General features: G+C 66.1%; 6 protein-coding genes. 4 read left to right on the top strand and 2 right to left on the bottom strand.

Translation table 11 applies throughout. The features are described 5' to 3' along the window. Window positions 1-94 precede the first annotated feature (94 nt). Complete coding sequence (locus AC5JDC_RS21270; RefSeq protein WP_495844353.1) at window positions 95-3,994, bottom strand: vitamin B12-dependent ribonucleotide reductase; 3,900 nt, start codon at window positions 3,992-3,994, stop codon at window positions 95-97. Window positions 3,995-4,885: 891 nt separating this feature from the next. Here AC5JDC_RS21270 and AC5JDC_RS21265 point away from each other — a divergent pair. The 3 genes from AC5JDC_RS21265 to AC5JDC_RS21255 all read left to right on the top strand — a co-directional run bounded on the left by AC5JDC_RS21265 (window position 4,886) and on the right by AC5JDC_RS21255 (window position 17,012). Continuing rightward, window positions 4,886-9,718, top strand: a complete 4,833-nt coding sequence (locus AC5JDC_RS21265) for a beta strand repeat-containing protein (protein ID WP_495844352.1) — start codon at window positions 4,886-4,888, stop codon at window positions 9,716-9,718. A gap of 288 nt (window positions 9,719-10,006) precedes the next feature. Next, window positions 10,007-13,693 (top strand): hypothetical protein, encoded by a 3,687-nt coding sequence (locus AC5JDC_RS21260; RefSeq protein WP_495844350.1) that lies wholly within the window; start codon window positions 10,007-10,009, stop codon window positions 13,691-13,693. A gap of 193 nt (window positions 13,694-13,886) precedes the next feature. Further along, window positions 13,887-17,012, top strand: a complete 3,126-nt coding sequence (locus AC5JDC_RS21255; RefSeq protein WP_495844349.1) for a S8 family serine peptidase — start codon at window positions 13,887-13,889, stop codon at window positions 17,010-17,012. An 83-nt stretch (window positions 17,013-17,095) separates the two neighbouring features. Here AC5JDC_RS21255 and AC5JDC_RS21250 read toward each other — a convergent pair whose 3' ends face one another. Continuing rightward, window positions 17,096-18,070 (bottom strand): helix-turn-helix transcriptional regulator, encoded by a 975-nt coding sequence (locus tag AC5JDC_RS21250; protein WP_495844347.1) that lies wholly within the window; start codon window positions 18,068-18,070, stop codon window positions 17,096-17,098. Window positions 18,071-18,405: 335 nt separating this feature from the next. Here AC5JDC_RS21250 and AC5JDC_RS21245 point away from each other — a divergent pair, with 335 nt between their 5' ends. Beyond that, window positions 18,406-21,129 carry a calcium-binding protein gene (locus tag AC5JDC_RS21245; RefSeq protein WP_495844345.1) on the top strand — a complete coding sequence of 908 codons (2,724 nt, stop codon included), beginning with the start codon at window positions 18,406-18,408 and terminating at the stop codon, window positions 21,127-21,129. Window positions 21,130-21,133: the final 4 nt, after the last annotated feature.

The following is a 21,133-nucleotide window of genomic DNA, read 5'->3' as shown; positions in this document are numbered from 1 at the left end:
TGGTTCCCCATATGTTCCTAAGCAGAAATTGCGTGCAAGGGCAAGCCCTTGCACGCACGAGTTATTATCGTCTTCTTCTGCTGCTAAGCGAATCTCAACTACACCCGCTGGTCGCCCCGCAGGTATCGCACTTCTCGCACGTGCCATTGCGCACCATCGTGAAATTCTGGCACTCCGAGCACATGTTGCCGGTGTAGCCGCGCATGATGGCCTGGCTGCGCCGCTCGGCGGCGATCGCCTTGGCGTCGGACGCTTCGCGCGCCGCCGCGTCGGTGAAGAGGTCGGCCGTCGCCGAAGCGCCGGACGAGGCGGCGGCGCGGGAGGTCGGCGCGGCGGAGGCGGCGGGCGTGGGGGAGGCGTCGGCCTCGGGTGCCCATTCCTCGTCGAAGGCGATGTCTTCCGCCAGCTCCTTCGCCCGCTCCTCGTAGTCGCGCTTGAAGGCGGTGACCTCGTCGCGCAGTTCGGAGGCGAGCGGCTTCAGCGCGGTCACGGTGCTGCCGGTGAAGGCGCGCACGTTGGAACCGCCGGAAGCGGTCGGCGCGGCGCGGACGGGAGCGGCGGCGGGGGAGGGGCTGGAGCCACCTGCACCGGCGCCGGCAAACCCCTTGGCCTCGTTCGACTTGCCGACCAGCGTCGGCTTGTGGCCGCGCGTCCAGCCGGTCGAGACCAGATTGGTCTTGCCCTCCTGGATGCCTTTTCCCAGCGAGGTGTTGGAAAAATCCGACACGTCGACATGGGCGAGGTCGTGGCGGCCGAGATAGGAGACGGCGAGCTCGCGGAAGACGTAGTCGAGGATCGAGGTGGCGTTCTTGATGGCATCGTTGCCGATGACCACGCCCGCCGGCTCGAACTTGGTGAAGGTGAAGGCCTCCACATATTCCTCGAGCGGCACGCCGTATTGCAGGCCGAGCGAAATGGCGATGGCGAAATTGTTCATCATGGCGCGGAAGGCCGCGCCTTCTTTGTGCATGTCGATGAAAATCTCGCCGATCCGCCCGTCGCCGAACTCGCCGGTGCGCAGGTACACCTTGTGGCCGCCGACGACCGCCTTCTGCGTATAACCCTGGCGGCGGTTCGGCAGCTTTTCGCGGTCGCGGTAGAGGCGCTCGACCACGCGCTCGACGATCTTTTCCGTCACCTGCACGGCCTTGGCGGCTGCGGGGGCCGCGACCAGCGCCTCGACCGCGTCGTCCTCGTCCTCATCCTCGTCGGCGATGAGGGAGGCGTTCAGCGGCTGCGACAGCTTCGAGCCGTCGCGGTAGAGCGCGTTGGCCTTCAGCGCCAGCTTCCACGACAGCATGTAGGCGTTCTTGCAGTCCTCGACGGTCGCCTCGTTCGGCATGTTGATGGTTTTGGAGATGGCGCCGGAGATGAAGGGCTGCGCCGCCGCCATCATGCGGATGTGGCTCTCGACCGACAGGTAGCGCTTGCCGATCTTGCCGCAGGGATTGGCGCAGTCGAACACCGGCAGGTGTTCGGCTTTCAGGAAGGGCGCGCCCTCCAGCGTCATGGCGCCGCAGACATGGATGTTGGCGGCCTCGATCTCCTTCCTGGTGAAGCCGAGCGACGGCAGCATCTCGAAGGAGAAATCGTTGAGCTGCTCGTCGGTGAAGCCGAACGTCTGCTTCAGCCAGTCGGCGCCGAGCGTCCACTGGTTGAAGACGAACTTTATGTCGAAGGCCGACTTCAGCGCGGCGTTGAGCGCCTCGATCTTGTCGTCGGTGAATCCCTTCGTCCTGAGCGTGGTCAGGTTGACGCCGGGCGCCTGGTTCAAATTGCCGTGGCCGACCGCATAGGCCTCGATCTCGGCGATCTGGCTTTCCGAATAGCCGAGCGTGCGCAGCGCCTCGGGCACGGCGCGGTTGATGATCTTGAAGTAGCCGCCGCCGGCCAGCTTCTTGAACTTCACCAGGGCGAAGTCGGGCTCGATGCCGGTGGTGTCGCAGTCCATGACCAGGCCGATCGTGCCGGTCGGCGCGATCACCGTCGCCTGGGCGTTGCGAAAACCGTGCTCCTCGCCGAGCTCGATGGCGCGGTCCCATGCGGTTTTCGCATGCTCGCCGAGCTCGCTCTGGACGAGGTCGGCATGCACCAGCGGCACCGGGTTGACCGCCAGCTTCTCGTAGCCGTCCTTCTCGCCATAGGCGGCGCGGCGATGGTTGCGCATGACGCGCAGCATGTGGACGCTGTTGCGGTCGTAGTCGGGGAAGGCGCCGAGCTCGGCCGCCATCTCGGCCGAGGTGGCATAGGCGACGCCGGTCATGATGGCGGTGAGCGCGGCGCAGATGGCGCGGCCCTCGGCCGAATCATAGGGGATGCCGGAGGTCATCAACAGGCCGCCGATATTGGCGTAGCCGAGGCCGAGCGTGCGGTAGTCGTAGGAGAGCTTTGCGATCTCCCTGGACGGGAACTGCGCCATCATGACGGAGATTTCCAGCACGATGGTCCACAGGCGCACGGTGTGCTCGTAGGCGGCGATGTCGATGCTGCCGTCGGCGTTGCGGTAGGGCAGCAGGTTGATGGACGCCAGGTTGCAGGCCGTGTCGTCCAAAAACATGTATTCCGAGCACGGATTGGAGGCGCGGATGGCGCCGGCCGACACACAGGTGTGCCAGTCGTTCATGGTGGTGTTGAAATGCAGGCCCGGATCGGCCGAGGCCCAGGCGGCGTAGCCGATCTTCTCCCAAAGGTCGCGGGCGGGGAGGGTCTTGTGGACCTTTCCGTCCATGCGGCGGATCAGGTTCCACACTCCGTCGGTCTCGACGGCGCGCAGGAAATCGTCCCTGAGCGAGATCGAGTTGTTGGAGTTCTGGCCGGAGACGGTGAGATAGGCCTCGGAATCCCAGTCGGTGTCGTAGGTCCTGAAGTCGAGCGCGGTGTAGCCCTGGCGCGCGAACTGGATGACGCGCTTGACGTAGTTCTCCGGCACGGCGCTCTTCTTGGCGTCCTTGATGGCGCGCTTCAGCGCGGTGTTGACCGACGGGTCGAAACAGTCGTCGTCGCTGCCTTCGCAGTTGACGCAGGCCTTCATGATCGCGGCGAGGTGTTTTTTCACGATCTTGGAGCCGGTGACGAGCGAGGCGACCTTTTCCTCCTCCTTCACCTTCCAGTCGATGAAGGCCTCGATGTCGGGATGGTCGGCGTCGACGATCACCATCTTGGCGGCGCGGCGCGTCGTGCCGCCCGACTTGATGGCGCCGGCGGCGCGGTCGCCGATCTTCAGAAAGCTCATCAGGCCCGACGATTTTCCGCCGCCGGAAAGCTTTTCGCCCTCGCCGCGCAGCATGGAAAAATTGGAGCCGGTGCCGGAGCCGTATTTGAACAGGCGCGCCTCGCGCACCCACAGGTCCATGATGCCGCCCTCGTTGACGAGGTCGTCCTGCACGCCCTGGATGAAGCAGGCATGCGGCTGCGGATGCTCGTAGGCGGATTTCGACTTGGTGAGTTTGCCGGTGAACGGGTCGACGTAGAAATGGCCCTGGCCGGGGCCGTCGATCCCGTAGGCCCAGTGCAGGCCGGTGTTGAACCATTGCGGCGAGTTGGGGGCGACGCGCTGGGTGGCGAGCATGTAGGCGAGCTCGTCGCGGAACGTCCTCGCATCCTCTTCCGATGCGAAGTAGCCGCCCTTCCAGCCCCAATAGGCCCAGGTGCCGGCCAGCCGGTCGAAGACCTGGCGGGCGTCGGTCTCGGAGCCGTAGCGCTCGGCCTCGGGCAGCGCGGCGAGCGCCTCGGTGTCGGGCACCGAGCGCCACAGGAAGGACGGGACGGAGGTCTCCTCGACCTTCTTCAGCCGCGCCGGCACGCCGGCCTTGCGGAAGTACTTTTGCGCCAGAATGTCGGCGGCGACCTGCGAGAACTGCTGGGGCACGTCGATGTCGGCCAGCCGGAAGACGACGGAGCCGTCCGGGTTCTTGATCTCGCTCACCGCCTTGCGGAACTCGATCTCCGCATAGGGGCTCTGTCCGGACTTGGTGAAACGCCGCTCGATCCGCATGATGCTCAGTCCTTCATGTCTATATATAGCGCCTGCCCGCCGGCTGCCACCGGCTCTCATCGGCAGGGCTAGATCCACCGTCCGCCGCCGCCGTCATGGCCGCGGCACCTTTGCCCCGAAACCTTCCGCCTCGTCCGGGAAGGCCGCCCCGTGGAGCACTGCGTCGACGCCTCGGATCGAGCCCTCGAGGCGGCCCCTGCGTTCCGGCCGCCGCTTGATCCCGAAGTCGACTAACCACTTCATCTAGCGTCCATCGTCGTCGGTAAACACTAAATATAGGTTAACCACACCTTTCTCGCCACCCTTTCGACGCTTTCCGGCGCGAAAAAAGCCACGCGTGACGCAACAGGCCTCCGCCCGCCCGGAAGGGGCGGCGAAATGCCCGAAAACACTTGAAGGTTCACTTCACAGGGCCTGCGGGAAGGCCCGCCGGCCGCGCCCGCAACAGAGGCGCGTCATCCATAAAAGGCGACTCGTCCGGGGCCGTCAAGGATTCGTTTGCGGCAATCCCGCAGCCTCAACATCTTGTGGGTGGGCATGTGGATAGCGGGGATGGGGAACGCATCATGCCGGCATGGATGCGAGTGGGGGGGACGGGCAGAGGAGCCTCGCGCATCGTCGGTCGTTCGACTTCGATCCAGGTCGAAGTCGAGTGGATTTGACCTTCGTTCCGCAGCTTCCGAGCACAATGCGAGATCAGCTCCGGCTAACTACATGCCGATCGGTGATCATGTTTCGGTTGTCGATGTCTTTGCGGGCCTTGGAAGAAGCCAAAGAATACTCGCAAGTTGACAGTTGATTATTTCCTTAAGAAAATCTACAAATCAGGCGGGGCCGGGTGACCTGCGAAGGCGCTCAAGCATATCGACATCTTTGGCGGGGGGAATCCGGATGGCTACCATCTTCGGAACGAATGGCGCTGACACCAAGAACGGCACGGTGGACGGGGATTTCATCTATGGCTATCCCGACGGCGGCGACCCTCTTCTCGACACCGGCAACGACACGCTGAACGGTCTCGAAGGCAACGACGAAATCCGTGGCGGCGGCGGCAACGACACGCTCGACGGCGGCAATGACAACGACGTTCTCTATGGCGACACCGGCGACGACACGCTGAACGGCGGCGCCGGAGACGACATCTTCTACATCGGCGGCACCGATGCGGGCTCCGACACGTTCAACGGCGGAGCCAATTACGACGTTCTCGCGCTCTTCGCCGACACATCGCTGTCCAGCCTCCTGCTCAAGGCCGGCAGCGTCGAGGATTTCAACTCCCAAGGCTATTCGCTGTCGGGAACCGGCGGCAACGACACGTTCGACCTGAGCGGGCTGACCAATTTCTATGGCGGTGCCATCAATCTCGGCAACGGCGTCGACAGCTTTACCGGCCATGCCGGCACCGACATCGTCGACGGCGGCGACGGCAACGACACGCTGTCGGGCGGCGGTGGCTACGACCAGCTGACCGGCGGCAAGGGCGACGACGTGCTCAACGGCGGAAGCGGCGACGACGTTTTTTATATCGGCGGCAACGACGTCGGCAAGGACAGCTATGTCGGCGGAGCCGACTACGACTACGTCCAGCTCACGGCCGATACGTCGTTGTCGAGCCTGACGCTCAAGGCCGGCAGCGTCGAGCAGCTGAGCTTCAACGGCTGGGCGCTGTCGGGAACGAGCGGCAAGGACGTCTTCGACGTCAGCGGCCTGGCGGCGCTCGACGCGGTCACGATCAATCTCGGCGCCGAAGCCGACAGCTATGTCGGCCATGTCGGAACGGACATGGTCGACGGCGGCGACGGCAACGACACGCTGTCGGGCGGCGACGGCCACGACCAACTCACCGGCGGCAAGGGCGACGACAGCCTCAATGGCGGCGGCGGCGACGACTATTTCTTTATCGGCGGAACCGATAGCGGAAAGGACAGCTTCGTCGGGGGTGCCGGAAACGACTATCTGTTCCTGACCGCCGATACCGTTCTGTCGAGCCTGACGCTCAAGGCCGGCAGCGTCGACTATCTGAGCCTCAACGGCTGGACGCTGTCGGGAACGGGCGGCAACGACGCCTTCGACGTCAGCGGCGTCTTGTCCATCGACTATGTCACCATCAATCTCAACGCCGGCGCCGACGGCTATGTGGGCCATGTCGGCAGCGACCTCGTCGACGGCGGCGACGGCAACGACAAGCTTTCCGGCGGCAAGGGCAACGACCTGCTCACCGGCGGCAAGGGCGACGACACGCTGGAAGGTGGCGAGGGGGACGACACCTTCTATATCGGCGGCAGCGAAGTGGGCAAGGACAGTTATGTCGGTGGCGCGGGTTTCGACTACCTGTCGCTCACCGCCGATACCGCGCTGTCGAGCCTGACCCTCAAGGCCGGCAGCGTCGAACATCTGAGCCTCAACGGCTGGACGCTGTCGGGAACCAGCGGAGACGATGTCTTCGACGTCAGCGGCCTGTCTTCCATCGATTATGCGACGATCAATCTCAACGGCGGCGCCGACAGCTATGCCGGGCACATCGGCACGGACCTGGTCGACGGCGGCGACGGCAACGACACCCTGTCGGGCGGCGACGGCAATGACGAACTCACCGGCGGCAAGGGCGACGACAATCTTAACGGCGGCGCCGGCGACGACTATTTCTACATAGGCGGCAACGAGACCGGCAAGGACAGCTTCGTCGGCGGCGACGACTATGACCGCGTCTATCTCATCGCCGACGTCTCGGTATCCTATCTTTCGCTCAAGGCCGGCAGCGTCGAGGAACTGACCCTCAACGGCTGGACGCTTTCCGGGACGGATGGGGCCGACGTCTTCGACCTCAGCGGCCTGACGTCGCTCCCCTATTCCCTCATCCAGCTCGGCCTCGGCGTCGACAGTTATACCGGCCATGTCGGCACGGATCTGGTCGATGGCGGCGACGGCAACGACACGCTGTCGGGCGGCGACGGCAATGACGAGCTCACCGGCGGCAAGGGCGACGACACGCTCGATGGCGGAGCGGGCGACGACTACTTCTACATCGGCGGAAACGAGGCCGGCAAGGACAGCTTCATCGGCGGCACGGAGTACGACCGCGTCTTCCTGACCGACAATACAACACTGTCGAGCCTCATCCTGAATGCGGCGGCCGGGGTGGAGGAGCTCAACCTCAACGGCGCGGCGCTGTTCGGTACCACAGGCGCCGACGTCTTCGACCTCAGCGGCATCACAACCCTTTACGGCAGCCAGATACTCCTCAACGGCGGCGCCGACACCTATACCGGCCATGTCGGCTACGACAATGTCGACGGCGGCACGGGCAGCGATACGCTGAGCTATGCCGGATCGGACGCCGGGGTGACCGTCAGCCTCGCGACCGGCGTCGCCACCGGCGGGCATGCGGAGGGCGACACCTTCATCGGCTTCGAGAACCTGCGCGGCTCCAACTTCATCGACAAGCTGACCGGCAACGGCTCGGCCAACAAGCTCGAGGGCCTCGACGGCGACGACGTCCTGGATGGCGCCGGCGGCGCCGACACCCTGGCCGGCGGAAAGGGTGACGATACCTTCTACGTCGACAACGCCGGCGATGTCGTCACCGAGGCGGTGGGCGAGGGCGCCAACGACAAGGTCGTGGTGAAGGCGTCCTATGTCCTGACGGCCGGCAGCGAAGTCGAGGTGATGACCACCAGTTCCTCGGGTGGAACAAGCGCCATCAACATCACCGGCAACACGTTCGCCCAGAAGATCACCGGCAATGCCGGCGACAACATTCTGGCAGACGGCGGCGGCGCCGGCATCGACACGCTGCGGGGTCTCGGCGGCAACGATACCTACAAGGTCGGCAACTCCGCCGCGATCATCATCGAGGGCGCCGCCGAAGGCGCGGCCGACCGCGTGATGGCGTCCGTGGATTATGCGCTGGCCGCCGGCGTCCATGTCGAATTGCTCGAAACGGAGGATGCGGCCGGCACGTCGGCCATCGATCTGACCGGCAATGCGTTGGCGCAGCAGATCACCGGCAATGCCGGCGACAACATCCTGAGCTCCGGCGCGGCGGGTGCGGCCGACACGATGACCGGCCTCGGCGGCAACGACACCTACAAGGTGTTCAACGCCGGCGACGTGATCGTCGAAAGCGCCGGGCAGGGCACGGCCGACAAAGTGGCGGCGGCCTTGGACTATGTGCTGCAGGCCGGCGTCGAGGTCGAGATCATGGCGACCGACGACGCGGCCGGCACGGCGGCGATCGACCTCACCGGCAACGCGCTGGCGCAGGACATCACCGGCAATGCCGGCGACAACATCCTGAGCGCCGGTGCGGCGGGTGCTGCGGATACGCTGAGGGGCCTCGGCGGCAACGACACCTACCGGGTCTTCAACGCCGGCGACGTGATCGTCGAGGCGACCGGGCAGGGCACAGCCGACCGGGTGATCGCAGGCTTGGACTACGTGCTGAAATCGGGCGTCGAGGTCGAGATCATGGCGACCGACGACGCGGCCGGGACGGCGGCCATCGACCTTACCGGCAACGCGCTGGTGCAGGACATCACCGGCAATGCCGGCGCCAACATCCTCTCCGACGGCGGTGGCGCCGGCGTCGACACGATGACCGGGCTCGGCGGCAACGACACCTACATCGTCCGCAATAGCGGGACCGTCGTCGTCGAGGGGGCGGGCCAGGGCACGGCGGACAAGGTGGCAGCCGGCGTGAGCTATGTGCTGAAGGCGGGGGTCCAGATCGAGCTGCTCACCACCACCAGCGCTGCCGGCACGACGGCGATCAACCTCACCGGCAATGCGCTGGCGCAGCAGATCACCGGCAATGCCGGAGACAATATCCTGAGCTCCGGCGCGGCGGGCGCCGCCGATACGATGACCGGGCTCGGCGGCAACGACACCTACCGCGTCTACAATGCCGGCGACGTGATCGTCGAAGGCGCCGGGCAGGGCACCGCGGACCGCGTGCTGGCCGCCGTCGACTACGTGCTCAAGGCCGGGATCGAGGTCGAGATCATGCAGACCAACGGCGCTGCCGGGACATCGGCCATCGATCTGACCGGCAATGCGCTGGCGCAGCAGATCACCGGCAATGCCGGCGACAACATCCTGAGCTCCGGCGCGGCGGGCGCCGCCGATACGATGACCGGGCTCGGCGGCAACGACACCTACCGCGTCTACAACGCCGGCGACATCATCGTCGAGTCGTCGACGCAGGGGACGGCCGACAGGGTGGTGTCGGCGATCGACTACACGCTCGGCGCCGGTGTGCATGTGGAGATCATGCAGACCAATGGCGCCTCTGGAACCTCTGGCATCGATATCACCGGCAATGAGATCGCGCAGTCGATCACCGGCAATGCCGGCGCCAACATCCTCGACGGCAAGGCGGGCGACGACGTGCTGACGGGAGGAGCCGGCAAGGATTTCTTCCTGTTCTCCTCCACCCTCGGCGCGACCAATATCGACACGATCGCCGACTTCAGCGTCGTCGACGATACGATACGGCTGGAAAATGCGATCTTTGCCGCGCTGACCACGACCGGAACGCTGAGCCTGGCCAATTTCCGGGCCAACACCACCGGAGAGGCGCAGGACAGCAACGACCGCATCATCTACGAGACCGACACCGGCCGGCTCTACTACGACGCCGACGCCAACGGCGCCGGCGCGCGCATCCACTTTGCCACGCTCACGGGATTGCCGGCACTGACCAACGCCGACTTCGTGGTGGTGTGAATTTCATGCGCCGCGGGGCCTGATCCTCGCGGCGCCCGCTCCGGCGGCGCGCGGCAGGGAGCAGGCGCTCCGATGTCCGGCAGCCTTTGCAGTCTCGTTCAATCAATGGGCCACGGGTAACGGATCGGTATCGTTCGGCATCGCCAAGCGACATCGACCCGTTGCAGTGGCTCGCCAAGGTGCCGAAGGCCTTGTCTTGCCGGCCGGCGGCTGCCATCGGATATTCTCGCGGTCGCGTCGATAGTTTTCGCCTTCCCTCCGTGCGGAAGACACCGATCGGGAGCAGTCATGGCTACCTTCACGGGCACCGATGCCAACGAGACCATCACGCCGGATCTCGTCTCTGCGACTGTCGCGACATCGGGCGGATCAGTCCCCGGCGCGGCAGACGACATCCTGAGCGGCGGCGGCGGCAACGACACGCTTGAGGGCGGCGGCGGCGACGATCAGATATTCGGCGAGGCCGGCGACGACACCATGATCTGGAATTCCGGCGACGGCACCGACCTGATGGAAGGCGGTGACGGCGTCGACATGGCCGAAGCCAATGGCGGTGCCGCCGGCGAGGTCTTCACCATCACCGCCAACGGAACGCGGGTGCGGTTCGACCGCCTCGATCCGGCACCGTCGGCGCTCGACATCGGCACGACGGAAAACCTCGTGCTCAATGCCGGCGGCGGCGACGACAAGATCTCCGCCACCGGCAATCTCGCCGCCCTGATCAAGATCACCGTCGACGGCGGCTCGGGCAACGACACGATCCTCGGCAGCAACGGCGCGGATGTCCTGCTGGGCGGCATCGGCAACGATTTCATCGACGGCCAGCAGGGCAACGATGTCGCCTTCCTCGGTACCGGCGACGACGTCTTCCAGTGGGACCCGGGCGACGGCAGCGACGTGGTCGAAGGCCAGGCCGGCTTCGATCGCATGCTGTTCAACAGCAGCGGCGCCAACGAGAATATCGACATCGCGGCCAATGGCGGGCGGGTGAGATTCTTCCGCGACGTTGGCAACATCGTCATGGACCTGAACGACGTCGAGCGGCTCGAGCACAACGCCCTCGGCGGCGCCGATACGATCACCGTCAACGATCTCTCCGGGACAGACGTCACGCAGGTCGCGGTCAACCTGGCCGGCGTGATCGGCGGAACCGCCGGGGATGCGCAGATCGATACGGTCGCGGTCAACGGCACGGGGGCTGGCGATGCCATCGTTGTGTCCGGCGGCGCGACCGACGCCAAGATCGCGGGGCTGCAGGCCGTGGTGTCGATAGCGACGCTGGAGGCGACCGACGTCGTGGCGGTGAACGGGCTCGACGGCGACGACGGCATCGACGCATCCGCGGCGCTGCATGCGGTGACGCTGAATGGCGGCGTCGGGAACGACACGCTGAAGGGCGGCGGCGGCAACGACGTGCTGGTCGGCGGAGCGGACAAGGACACGCTTTCCGGCGGCATCGGCGACGACCAGATGCTGGGCGAGGCCGGCGACGACCGCATGATCTGGAATTCCGGAGACGGTACCGACCTGATGGAGGGCGGCGAGGGCACCGACACGGCCGAGGTCAATGGCGGCGCCGGCGCGGAGGAGTTCACGATCACCGCCAACGGCGCAAGGGTGCGCTTCGATCGGCTCGATCCGGCGCCTTCCTCGCTCGACATCGGCACGACCGAGAACCTGGTGCTGAACGCCGGCAGCGGCGACGATTTCATCTCGACGACCGGCAATCTGGCGGCGCTGATCAGGATCACCATCGACGGCGGCGCCGGCAACGACACGATTTTGGGCAGCAACGGCATCGATCTTCTGCTCGGCGGCGAGGGCGACGATTTCGTGGACGGCCAGCAGGGCAACGACGTGGCCTTCCTTGGGGCCGGCAACGACGTGTTCCAGTGGGACCCGGGCGACGGCAGCGACGTGGTCGAAGGCCAGGCCGGCTTCGATGCGCTGCTGTTCAACGGCAGCGGCGCCAACGAGACTTTCGACATCGCCGCGAATGGCGGGCGGGTCCGCTTCTTCCGCGACATCGCCAACATCGTCATGGACCTCGACGATATCGAGCAGATCGAACTCAACGCCCTGGCCGGGACCGATAATATCGTCGTCAACGACCTCTCCGGAACCGACGTCGACCTGGTGAAGATCAACCTGGCCGCGGCGGGCGGCAGCGTCGGCGACGCAGCCGCCGACAAGGTCACCGTCAACGGCACCAACGGCGCCAATGCCGTGGTGATCTCGGGCGGCAGTGCCAAGACGACCGTCTCCGGCCTTGCCGCGACGGTGGAGATAACCAGGGTGGAATCGGGTGACGCCATCGTCGTGCGGGCGCTCGGCGGCAACGACAGCATCGATGCCTCGAGCCATTTGCGGGCGGTGTCGATCGAAGGCGGCACCGGCAACGATACGCTCAAGGGCGGCGGCGGGCAGGACGTGCTGAAAGGCGGCGACGGCAACGACACGCTTGTCGGCGGGATCGGCGGCGACATCTTGCTGGGCGAGGCCGGTGACGACCGCATGATCTGGAACGATGGCGACGGCAGCGACGTGATGGAGGGTGGCGAGGGCACCGACACCGCCGAGATCAACGGCGGCGCCGGCGCCGAGATATTCACCATCGCCGAGAACATCGGCCGGGTGCTGCTGCAGCGGACCAATCCCGTGCCGTTTGCGCTCGATGTCGGTACGGTGGAGAACCTGGTGCTCGACGCCGGCGGCGGCGACGATGTCATCAGCATGAGCGGCGCTTTGGGCGCGCTGGCAAAGATCACCGTCAAGGGCGGCGCAGGCGACGACACGATCACGGCGGCGGACGGGGACGACATCCTCGACGGCGGCAGCGGCGTCGACCGGCTTGAAGGCAATGCCGGCAACGACACCTACTTCGTCGACACGCAGGCCGACGTCGTCATCGAGATCGCCGGCAACGGCACGGCGGACCGGGTGGCGGCGCGGGCGAGCTATGCGCTGGCGGCCGGCGCCGACATCGAACTGCTCACCACGACATCCTCGACCGGCACGACAGCCATCGACCTTACCGGCAATGCACTGAAGCAGGAAATCATCGGCAATGCCGGGCAGAACGTTCTGAAGGACGGTGTCGGCGCCGGAGACCTGCTGCGCGGTCTGAGCGGAAACGACACTTATCTCATCTACAGCGCCGACACCGTGGTCGTCGAGGGCGCGACCCAGGGCAGCGCCGACCGCGTGGCCGCCGGAATCGACTACAAGCTCGGCACCGGCGTGCACGTCGAGATCTTGACCACCAGCAGCAGCGGCGGCACGGCGGGTATCGACCTCACCGGCAACGCGCTGAAGCAGGACATCACCGGCAATGCCGGCGACAACGTGCTGCATGACGGCGGCCAGGGCGCGGCGGACATCCTGCGCGGGCTCGGCGGCAACGATACCTACCGCATCTTCAATTCCGGCGACGTCATCGTCGAGGCGGCGGCGCAGGGCAATGCCGACCGCGTCGTAGCCGCCGTGGATTACACGCTCGGCGCCGGCGTGCATGTCGAGATCATGACCACCAACGGCTCGGGCGGCACGTCCGCCATCGATCTTTCCGGCAACGAATTGGCGCAGGAGATCGTCGGCAACGCCGGCGACAACCGGCTGGAAGGCAAGGGCGGGCTCGACGTGCTCAGCGGCCTTGGCGGCAAGGACACCTTCGTCTTTGCCACCGCGCTCGGCGCCGGCAATGTCGACATCGTCACCGACTTCAACGTCGCCGACGACCGCTTCCTGCTGTCGGATGCGATCTTCACCGAACTGAACACCGGCACGCTTGCGGCCGCGGCGTTCCGGGCCAACACCACAGGGCTCGCCCAGGATGCGACCGACCGCATCGTCTACGAGAGCGACACGGGCAAGCTGTTCTATGACGAGGACGGCGTGGGCGGGGTGGCCGGTGTCCACTTCGCCACGATCACCGCCGGGCTGGCGCTCACCAATGCGGATTTTTCGGTGGCGTAGCCGGGATTCGCGACGCGTCCAAGGGGATTTCACACGCGTCTCACCCGGCCGGACATCGATCGCGAAGGAAGAAGATCGCCGGCCGCGGAGATACGCGTCAGATTCCCGTTGAACAATCCGCCGGCATGTGCCTAATTCACCGGCAGCGGACGGCCATTGCGGGCCGCCGGCGCCATGTGGGGTGCAAGGGGGCATGCCGCATCCAAGCGATCCGCTCTACGATGCGCAGTGGCATCTCGCGCTGATCGGCGACATGCCGACGGTCTGGGACGACTATACCGGCGCGGGCGTCTCGGTCGGCATCTACGACAGCGCCATCCAGTACGCCCATCCCGAGCTCGCGGCGAACTATGACGCGACCAAACATCTCGTCTTCGAGGGCACGGTCTACGACGCCGCCTATACCGGCCCGGCCAAGGACGGCAACCCGCACGGCACCGAGCACGGCACGCATGTCGCCGGCGTCATCGCCGCGGCGCTGGACGGCAAGGGCTCGGTGGGCGTGGCGCCGGGCGCCGGGCTGACCGGCTTCGACATCTTCAACCCCGCCACGCCGCTCTACGTCAACATGGGCACGCTGACCGGCCTGTATGCGGCGCTGGCCCAGGGCGCGCTGCTCGACGTGGTCAACAACAGTTGGAGTTTCAGGTCGTCCTTTTACTACAGCCACAACGTCATCCGCCCCGACACCGTCGATTTTCAGATCGCCGGCATCTGGGAAGATTTAGCCGAGAACGGCCGCGGTGGGCTCGGGACGATTGTCGTCAAGGGGGCTGGCAACGACTACTGGAACGCCCAGAGCATCGGGCTGAACGTCTCGCGGCACGCGGTCGTGGTGGGATCGGTGACGGAGGACGGTCTGGCGGCCGACTATTCCAACCACGGCGCCAATGTCCTGGTCTCGGCACCGGCCGGCTACAACATGGTCACTGTCGACATCCTCGGCGAAGAGGGATGGAACTGGAACGGCGGTGGGGACAACGACTACACCAACCAGTTCGGCGGCACCTCCGGGGCAGCGCCCGTCGTGTCCGGCGTCGCGGCGCTCATGCTGGAGGCGAACGAAAATCTCGGCTGGCGCGACGTGCGCGACATTCTTGCGCTGTCGGCCACCCATACGGGAAGCGCCATCGGCGCTGCAAGCACCGGGTTCGAGAACGGCACCTGGGTGGTGAACGGCGCCGACAGCTGGAACGGCGGCGGCCTGCATTACCACGTCAACTACGGCTACGGCGTGGTCAACGGCTACAACGCGGTGCGCATGGCCGAGGCCTGGGGGCTGTTCGGCGCGCCCCGCACCTCGACGAACGAGAGTTTCGTCGACCTGTCGGGCAAGGCGAACCTGGCGATCACCGAGCAGCCCGCCATCTATACGCTGTCGCTGGCCTCGGACCTGGTGGTCGAGCAGGTCGACGTCACGCTGCGCTTCGTCAATTCCACTTTCCCGGTGCTGAGCGCCGAGCTGATCGCGCCCGACGGCAGCGTCCATCCGCTGCTTTATTACGACACGCCGTCGATCACCTATGCCGACGTGATCTGGCGGTTCAGCGTCGAGGGACTGCGCAACGTCGCGGCGGAAGGCGAATGGTCGATCCGGGTCTCGCGAGCCGGCGGATCGTCGGGCCAACTCACTGACGTCCAGTTCCGCATCCACGGCCGCGCCGAAGGCGCCGACGACGTCTACCACTTCACCGACGAGTTTTCGGCGATGGCCGCGCTCGATCCGGCGCGCCGGCTCGTCGACGACGGCGATGCCGGTCTCGACTGGCTGAACATGGCGGCGGTACGCGGCGACATCCGCCTCGATCTGCGGGAAGGCGCGTTTTCGACGCTGGAGGGCGGGCAATTTATCGAGATCGCCGCCGGAACGGTGATCGAGAACGCGGTGACCGGCGACGGCGACGACGTCATCTTCGGCAATAGCGCCGACAACGCCCTGCACGGCGGACGCGGCAACGACATTTATTACGTGAACGGCGCGGGCGACGGCGTGTTCGAGAAGGCGGGGCAGGGCACCGACCTGGTCGCCGCCAACATCGACTACACGCTTGCCGCGGACTCCGCGGTGGAGACGCTGCGCACCACCGTGAATGGCGGCCTGACGGCCCTCGATCTCACCGGCAACAGGCTGGCCCAGGCGATCATCGGCAATGCCGGCGACAATGTCCTGCATGATGGCGGCAAGGGCGCGGCGGACGTCATGAAAGGGCTCGGCGGCAACGACGTCTACCGGGTCTTCAACGCCGCCGACCTCATTGCCGAGGGCGCGGCGCAGGGCGAGGCCGACCGGGTGATGGCGGCAGTCGACTACAGGCTCGGCGCCGGCGTGCATGTCGAGCGCCTGACTACCAACGGTTCAGTCGGCACCGCCGCCATCGACCTGACCGGCAACGGCTTCGCGCAGGAGATCGTCGGCAATGCCGGCGACAACGTGCTGACCGACGGCGCCGGCGCCGCCGATCACCTGCGCGGCCTGTCCGGCAACGACACCTATCGCATCTACACTTCGGGCACGACCATCGTCGAGGGCGCCGCCCAGGGCGCTTCCGACAAGGTCGCCGCGGCGGTCGACTATGCGCTGGCGGCCGGCGTCCATGTCGAGGCGATGAGCACCCTGTCGGCAGGCGGCACGGCGGCCGTCAAACTCACCGGTAACGAGCTTGCGCAGGCGATCACCGGCAATGCCGGCGACAATGTTCTGGGGGACGGCGGTGGGGCAGGCGATGTGCTCAGCGGGTTCCTGGGCGACGACACCTATATCGTCCGTTCCGCGGCGACCACGATCGTCGAGGTGGCCGGACGGGGCACCGACCGTGTGGCCGCGGCGGTGGATTATGTGCTCGGCGCTGGCGCCGATGTCGAGGTGATGACCACCATCTCGGCGGCCGGACACGCGGCAATCGACCTGACCGGCAACGAGCTCGGCCAGCGTATCTACGGCAATGCCGGCGACAACCGGCTGGAGGGGCAGGGCGGGACGGACAGGCTGAGCGGGCTCGGCGGTGCCGACAGCTTCGTCTTCGCCAGCGCGCTCGGGCCCGACAATGTCGACACGATCACCGATTTCGGCGTCGGCGAGGACGTTCTTCTTCTGTCGGCGTCGATCTTTGCCGCACTGGCGCAAGGCGCGCTCGCCGCGGCCGCCTTCCTTGCCAACGCCACCGGGCTTGCCGGGGACGCCGACGACCGCATCGTCTACCGGACCGACACGGGAAGCATCTTTTACGACGCGGACGGCACCGGCACCGCAGCCGGCATCCATTTCGCCACGATCACGGCCGGGCTAGCCCTCACCAGCGCCGATTTTTCCGTCGTCTGAGCCAGGCCTCGGCGGACGGCGACAAAAGCGCCATTCCACGTCATTGGGCCGCCCGTCCGCATCTCCGGTATGGACGAAATCGGTCAGCCGTCGCCGCGCACTTCCGTCGGCTTCTCGCCAAAGCGCTGGCGGAAGCGGCGGTTGAAGTAGGACACCTCGTTGAAGCCGACGGCGTAGGCGATGTCGATGACCTTCAGCCGGTCCTTGCCGCGGTCGGCCAGCATCTTTCGCGCCGCCTGCAGCCGCAGTTCGGTGACACGCTCGGAAAATCCGGTGCCGGTCTCCTGCAGGAGGTCGTTGACGTAGCGCGGCGTCAGACCGAGCCGGCGCGCCACATGCGCCGTCGAGAACTCGGGATCGGCATAGTGCTTGCGGATCAGGGCAAAAATCTCCTCCAGCCGGGCGGCACGCAGGCCGCGCATCCGCGCCAGCTCGGCCGAATCGCCGTTGGCCCCCAGGACAAGCGACACCAGGTCGATCAGGGTCGATTCGACATGGGTGGTCAGCGCCGATTCCGCCTTGTCCGCCGCCAGTTGCGGCAGGATGGCAAGGTAGCGCTTGAGGTGCGCCGAGGCCTGCGGAGCTGCGTCGAGCGGTCGCGATACCAGGTCGAAGGCATGCGCCACGCGCTCCAGCAGCAGCCTGGCGGGCAGGTCGATGAGAAAGAAATCGAAGCCGCCGGGCTGGCGGATGTCGCCGGTCTCGCTCTCCGTCACCAGGACCGGACTGTCCAGGCGGTGGATGGTCTCGCGCCCGAGCTGCGTCTGGACGATGGGGTTGCTGCCGCGGCTGAAGGCAAGGCAGAAATTGGAACGCACGGCGGTGGCGACCTGACGCCGATCGCGCACCAGCCGTTCGACCGCCGCCGTCGTCTCGGCCACGTTGACGCTGCCGATCTGCCGGGCCTCGGTCGTCGCGGCGAATGGTTTGTCGCCGACCCGGCTGAGGTCGAACTCGCAATAGGCCGCCACATACATGTCGTGCCAGGTCTGGAAGCGGGCCTGGTCGTCGAGCGCCGCCGGCATGTCGCGGGTCGAGAGCACGAGCTTGTCGCTCACGATCGAAATTCCTTCCGCCGCGGGGAGGGAGGTCTCCGGCAACACGGGATGCCGGCCGCGGCGGTGAAACCCGCTGCCATGCCGGTTGAAACACCATCTTTTTCGCGCCTGGCCGACACGAGTTCCTCCGTGGTCAAGCCTGGTGCCCGTGGGTGCAAGACGAGGCTGCGAGCGTCGTCTATCTGGCGTCGAAAATCGCGAAAGGACTTCCGGCGCCGCCACACCCGCTGAGGCTGCGCGGCAGACCGGCTGAAACCTTCGCACATCCATCAGGAAAATCCATCCCCGCGCCACACGGCCGCGGCGGGAACCCTATTGTCAGAAGGAATGCACCAATGGCCTTTAGCACCAACTACAGCCGCTCGGTCGTCGAAGCCGAGTTCCAGGCGAACAGCTTCGAAGCCGGCAACCAGTTCGCCCCGCACATCACGGGCCTGACGAACGGCAACTCCGTCGTCGCCTACAACAACAGCGCCGCCGCCGGCGGCCAGATCCTGGTCGATTTCTACGATGCCGACCACAATCTCATCGGCAACTACAGGATACCGCATGACGGCGCCACCGAGGCAGCCGGCCAGCCGCAGGTGATCCAGCTCACCAACGGCACCGTCCTGGTCGCCTGGAAGGACGAGGGCGACAACGATGCCGGGATCAAGGCGCGCCTCTACGACATCAATGGCCAACAATATCCTGACGAGCTGACGTTCTATACCGGCACCGACTTCACCGACCTGAAGCTGACCGCCCTCGACAATGGCGAGGTCGTCATGACCTTCACCCAAGGCGGCAACGTGATGCAAGGGCGTTTCGCCGGCACCGGCATTCTCGACGGCGGCTTCTTCCAGGTGAATTCCGCCCTGCCGGGAAACCAGGGCCTGGGAGCCGTCGCGGGCCTGAGCACCGGCGGCTACGTCGTGACCTATACCGACACCGCTCCGTCCGACCAGGTGCTGCGTGCCCGCATCTACAACGCCGACGGTACGACCAAGGTCAACGACTTCGTCATCGACAGCTTCGGCGACAACACCGCCTCCAAGGTGGTCGGACTGGAGGGCGGCAACTGGGCGGTCGTCTATACGGACAGCGGCTGGGGATCGGACGATGCCGGCAATCTGGCGATCACGCTGAAAGTGTTCGACGGCAACGGCGACGGCGTCACCGGCTTCATCCGCGTCAACGCGCCGTCCAGCCAGTACGAATCCGAGCCCGACGTCACGATGCTCGAAAACGGCTTCATCGCGGTGACCTGGCGCAAGAATTTCGACATCATCGACAACGACGTGCTGGCGCGGGTGTTCATGCCGGACGGCACGCCGGTGACCGACGAGTTCACGCTCAACGTTTCGGGCGGCTCCGATACGGATCCTTCCATCGCCGGCCTGCTCGCCGGCAAGTTCATGACGGTGTGGCAGGACAACACGGCCGACTCCAGCAGCGGCCGGATCAGCTCGACGGTCACGGAGATCGTGCGCACCACGACGGCGGGGCTGGCTTCCGACACGGTCTTCACCGGCGACGAGCTGGTCGACAACATCTTCGGCCATTTGGGCAACGATGTGTATGACGGCCAGGGAGGCGACGACCAGATCAACGGCAACGGCGGTGACGACACGCTCATCGGCGAGGGTGGTAACGACCGGCTGGACGGCGGCGAGGGCAACGACACGCTGGATGGCGGCAGCGGCGACGACCGGTACTTTGTCGATGGCACCGGCGACGTGATCATCGAAACAGCCGGGAACGGCACCGATCTGGTGGCGGCCAGGGACAGCTTCGCGCTCGCGGCCGACGATGACATCGAGACTCTGAGCACGGCCAACTACAAGGGCACCTTGGCGATCGACCTGGCCGGAAACGCGCTGTCGCAGGAAATTTATGGCAACAACGGCGTCAACCTGCTGAAGGACGGCGGCGGCGCGGCCGACACGCTGCAGGGGCTCGACGGCAACGACACCTACCTGGTCTATGCCGCCGGCACCGTGGTTCTCGAAGAGGCCGGCAAGGGCAGCGCCGACAAGGTCGCGGCGGCGGTGGATTTCGTGCTCGGGGCCGGCGTCGAGGTCGAGATCCTCTCGACCACCTCCAACGCAGGCAAGGCGGCGATCGACCTGACCGGCAATGCGCTGGCGCAGACGATCACCGGCAATGCCGGCGACAACATCCTGCATGACGGCGGCGCCGGCGCGGCGGATACCATGAAGGGGCTTGGCGGCAACGACACCTACCGCGTCTACAATTCCGGCGACCTCATCGCCGAGGCCGCCGGGCAAGGCACCGCCGACAAGGTCGCCGCCGCGGTCGACTACAAGCTCGGTGCCGGCGTGGAAGTCGAAATCATGACGACCAACGGCTCTGCCGGCAAGGCGGCGATCGACCTCACCGGCAACGCGTTGAAGCAGGAGATCACCGGCAATGCCGGCGACAACATCCTGCACGATGGCGGCGCTGGCTCGGCGGACACCATGAAGGGGCTTGGCGGCAACGACACCTACCGCATCTTCAACTCCGGCGACCTCATCGTCGAGGCTGCCTCGCAGGGCAGCGCCGACAAGGTCGTCACGGCGGTCGACTACAAGCTCGGCGCCGGCGTCCATGTCGAGATCGTGCAGACCAACGGTTCGGCCGGCAAGGCGAGCATCGATCTTACCGGGAACGAAATCGCGCAGACGATCACCGGCAATGCAGGGGTGAACCGCATCGACGGCAAGGGTGGCATCGACACCCTGCAAGGCGGCGGCGGGGCCGACACTTTCGTGTTTTCCTCGGCGCTGGGTGCCGGCAATGTCGACACCATCGTCGATTTCAACGTGGCGGCCGACACGATCGAGCTGGAGAACGCGGTCTTCACCGTCCTCAACGCCCCCGGCACGCTTGCCGCTGCCGCCTTCCGGGCGAACACGACGGGTCTTGCGGCGGACGCCAGCGACCGCATCATCTACGAGACTGACACCGGCGAGCTGTACTACGACGCCGACGGCAATGGCGCCGGCGCCAGCGTGCTGTTCGCAAAACTCGATACCGGCCTCAGCCTGACCAATGCGGACTTCAGCATCGCATAGGCAA

The organism is Kumtagia sp., from assembly GCF_059502445.1.
Note: the sequence above shows the minus strand (reverse complement) of the source record. Positions and strands in the feature narration are given on the sequence as shown.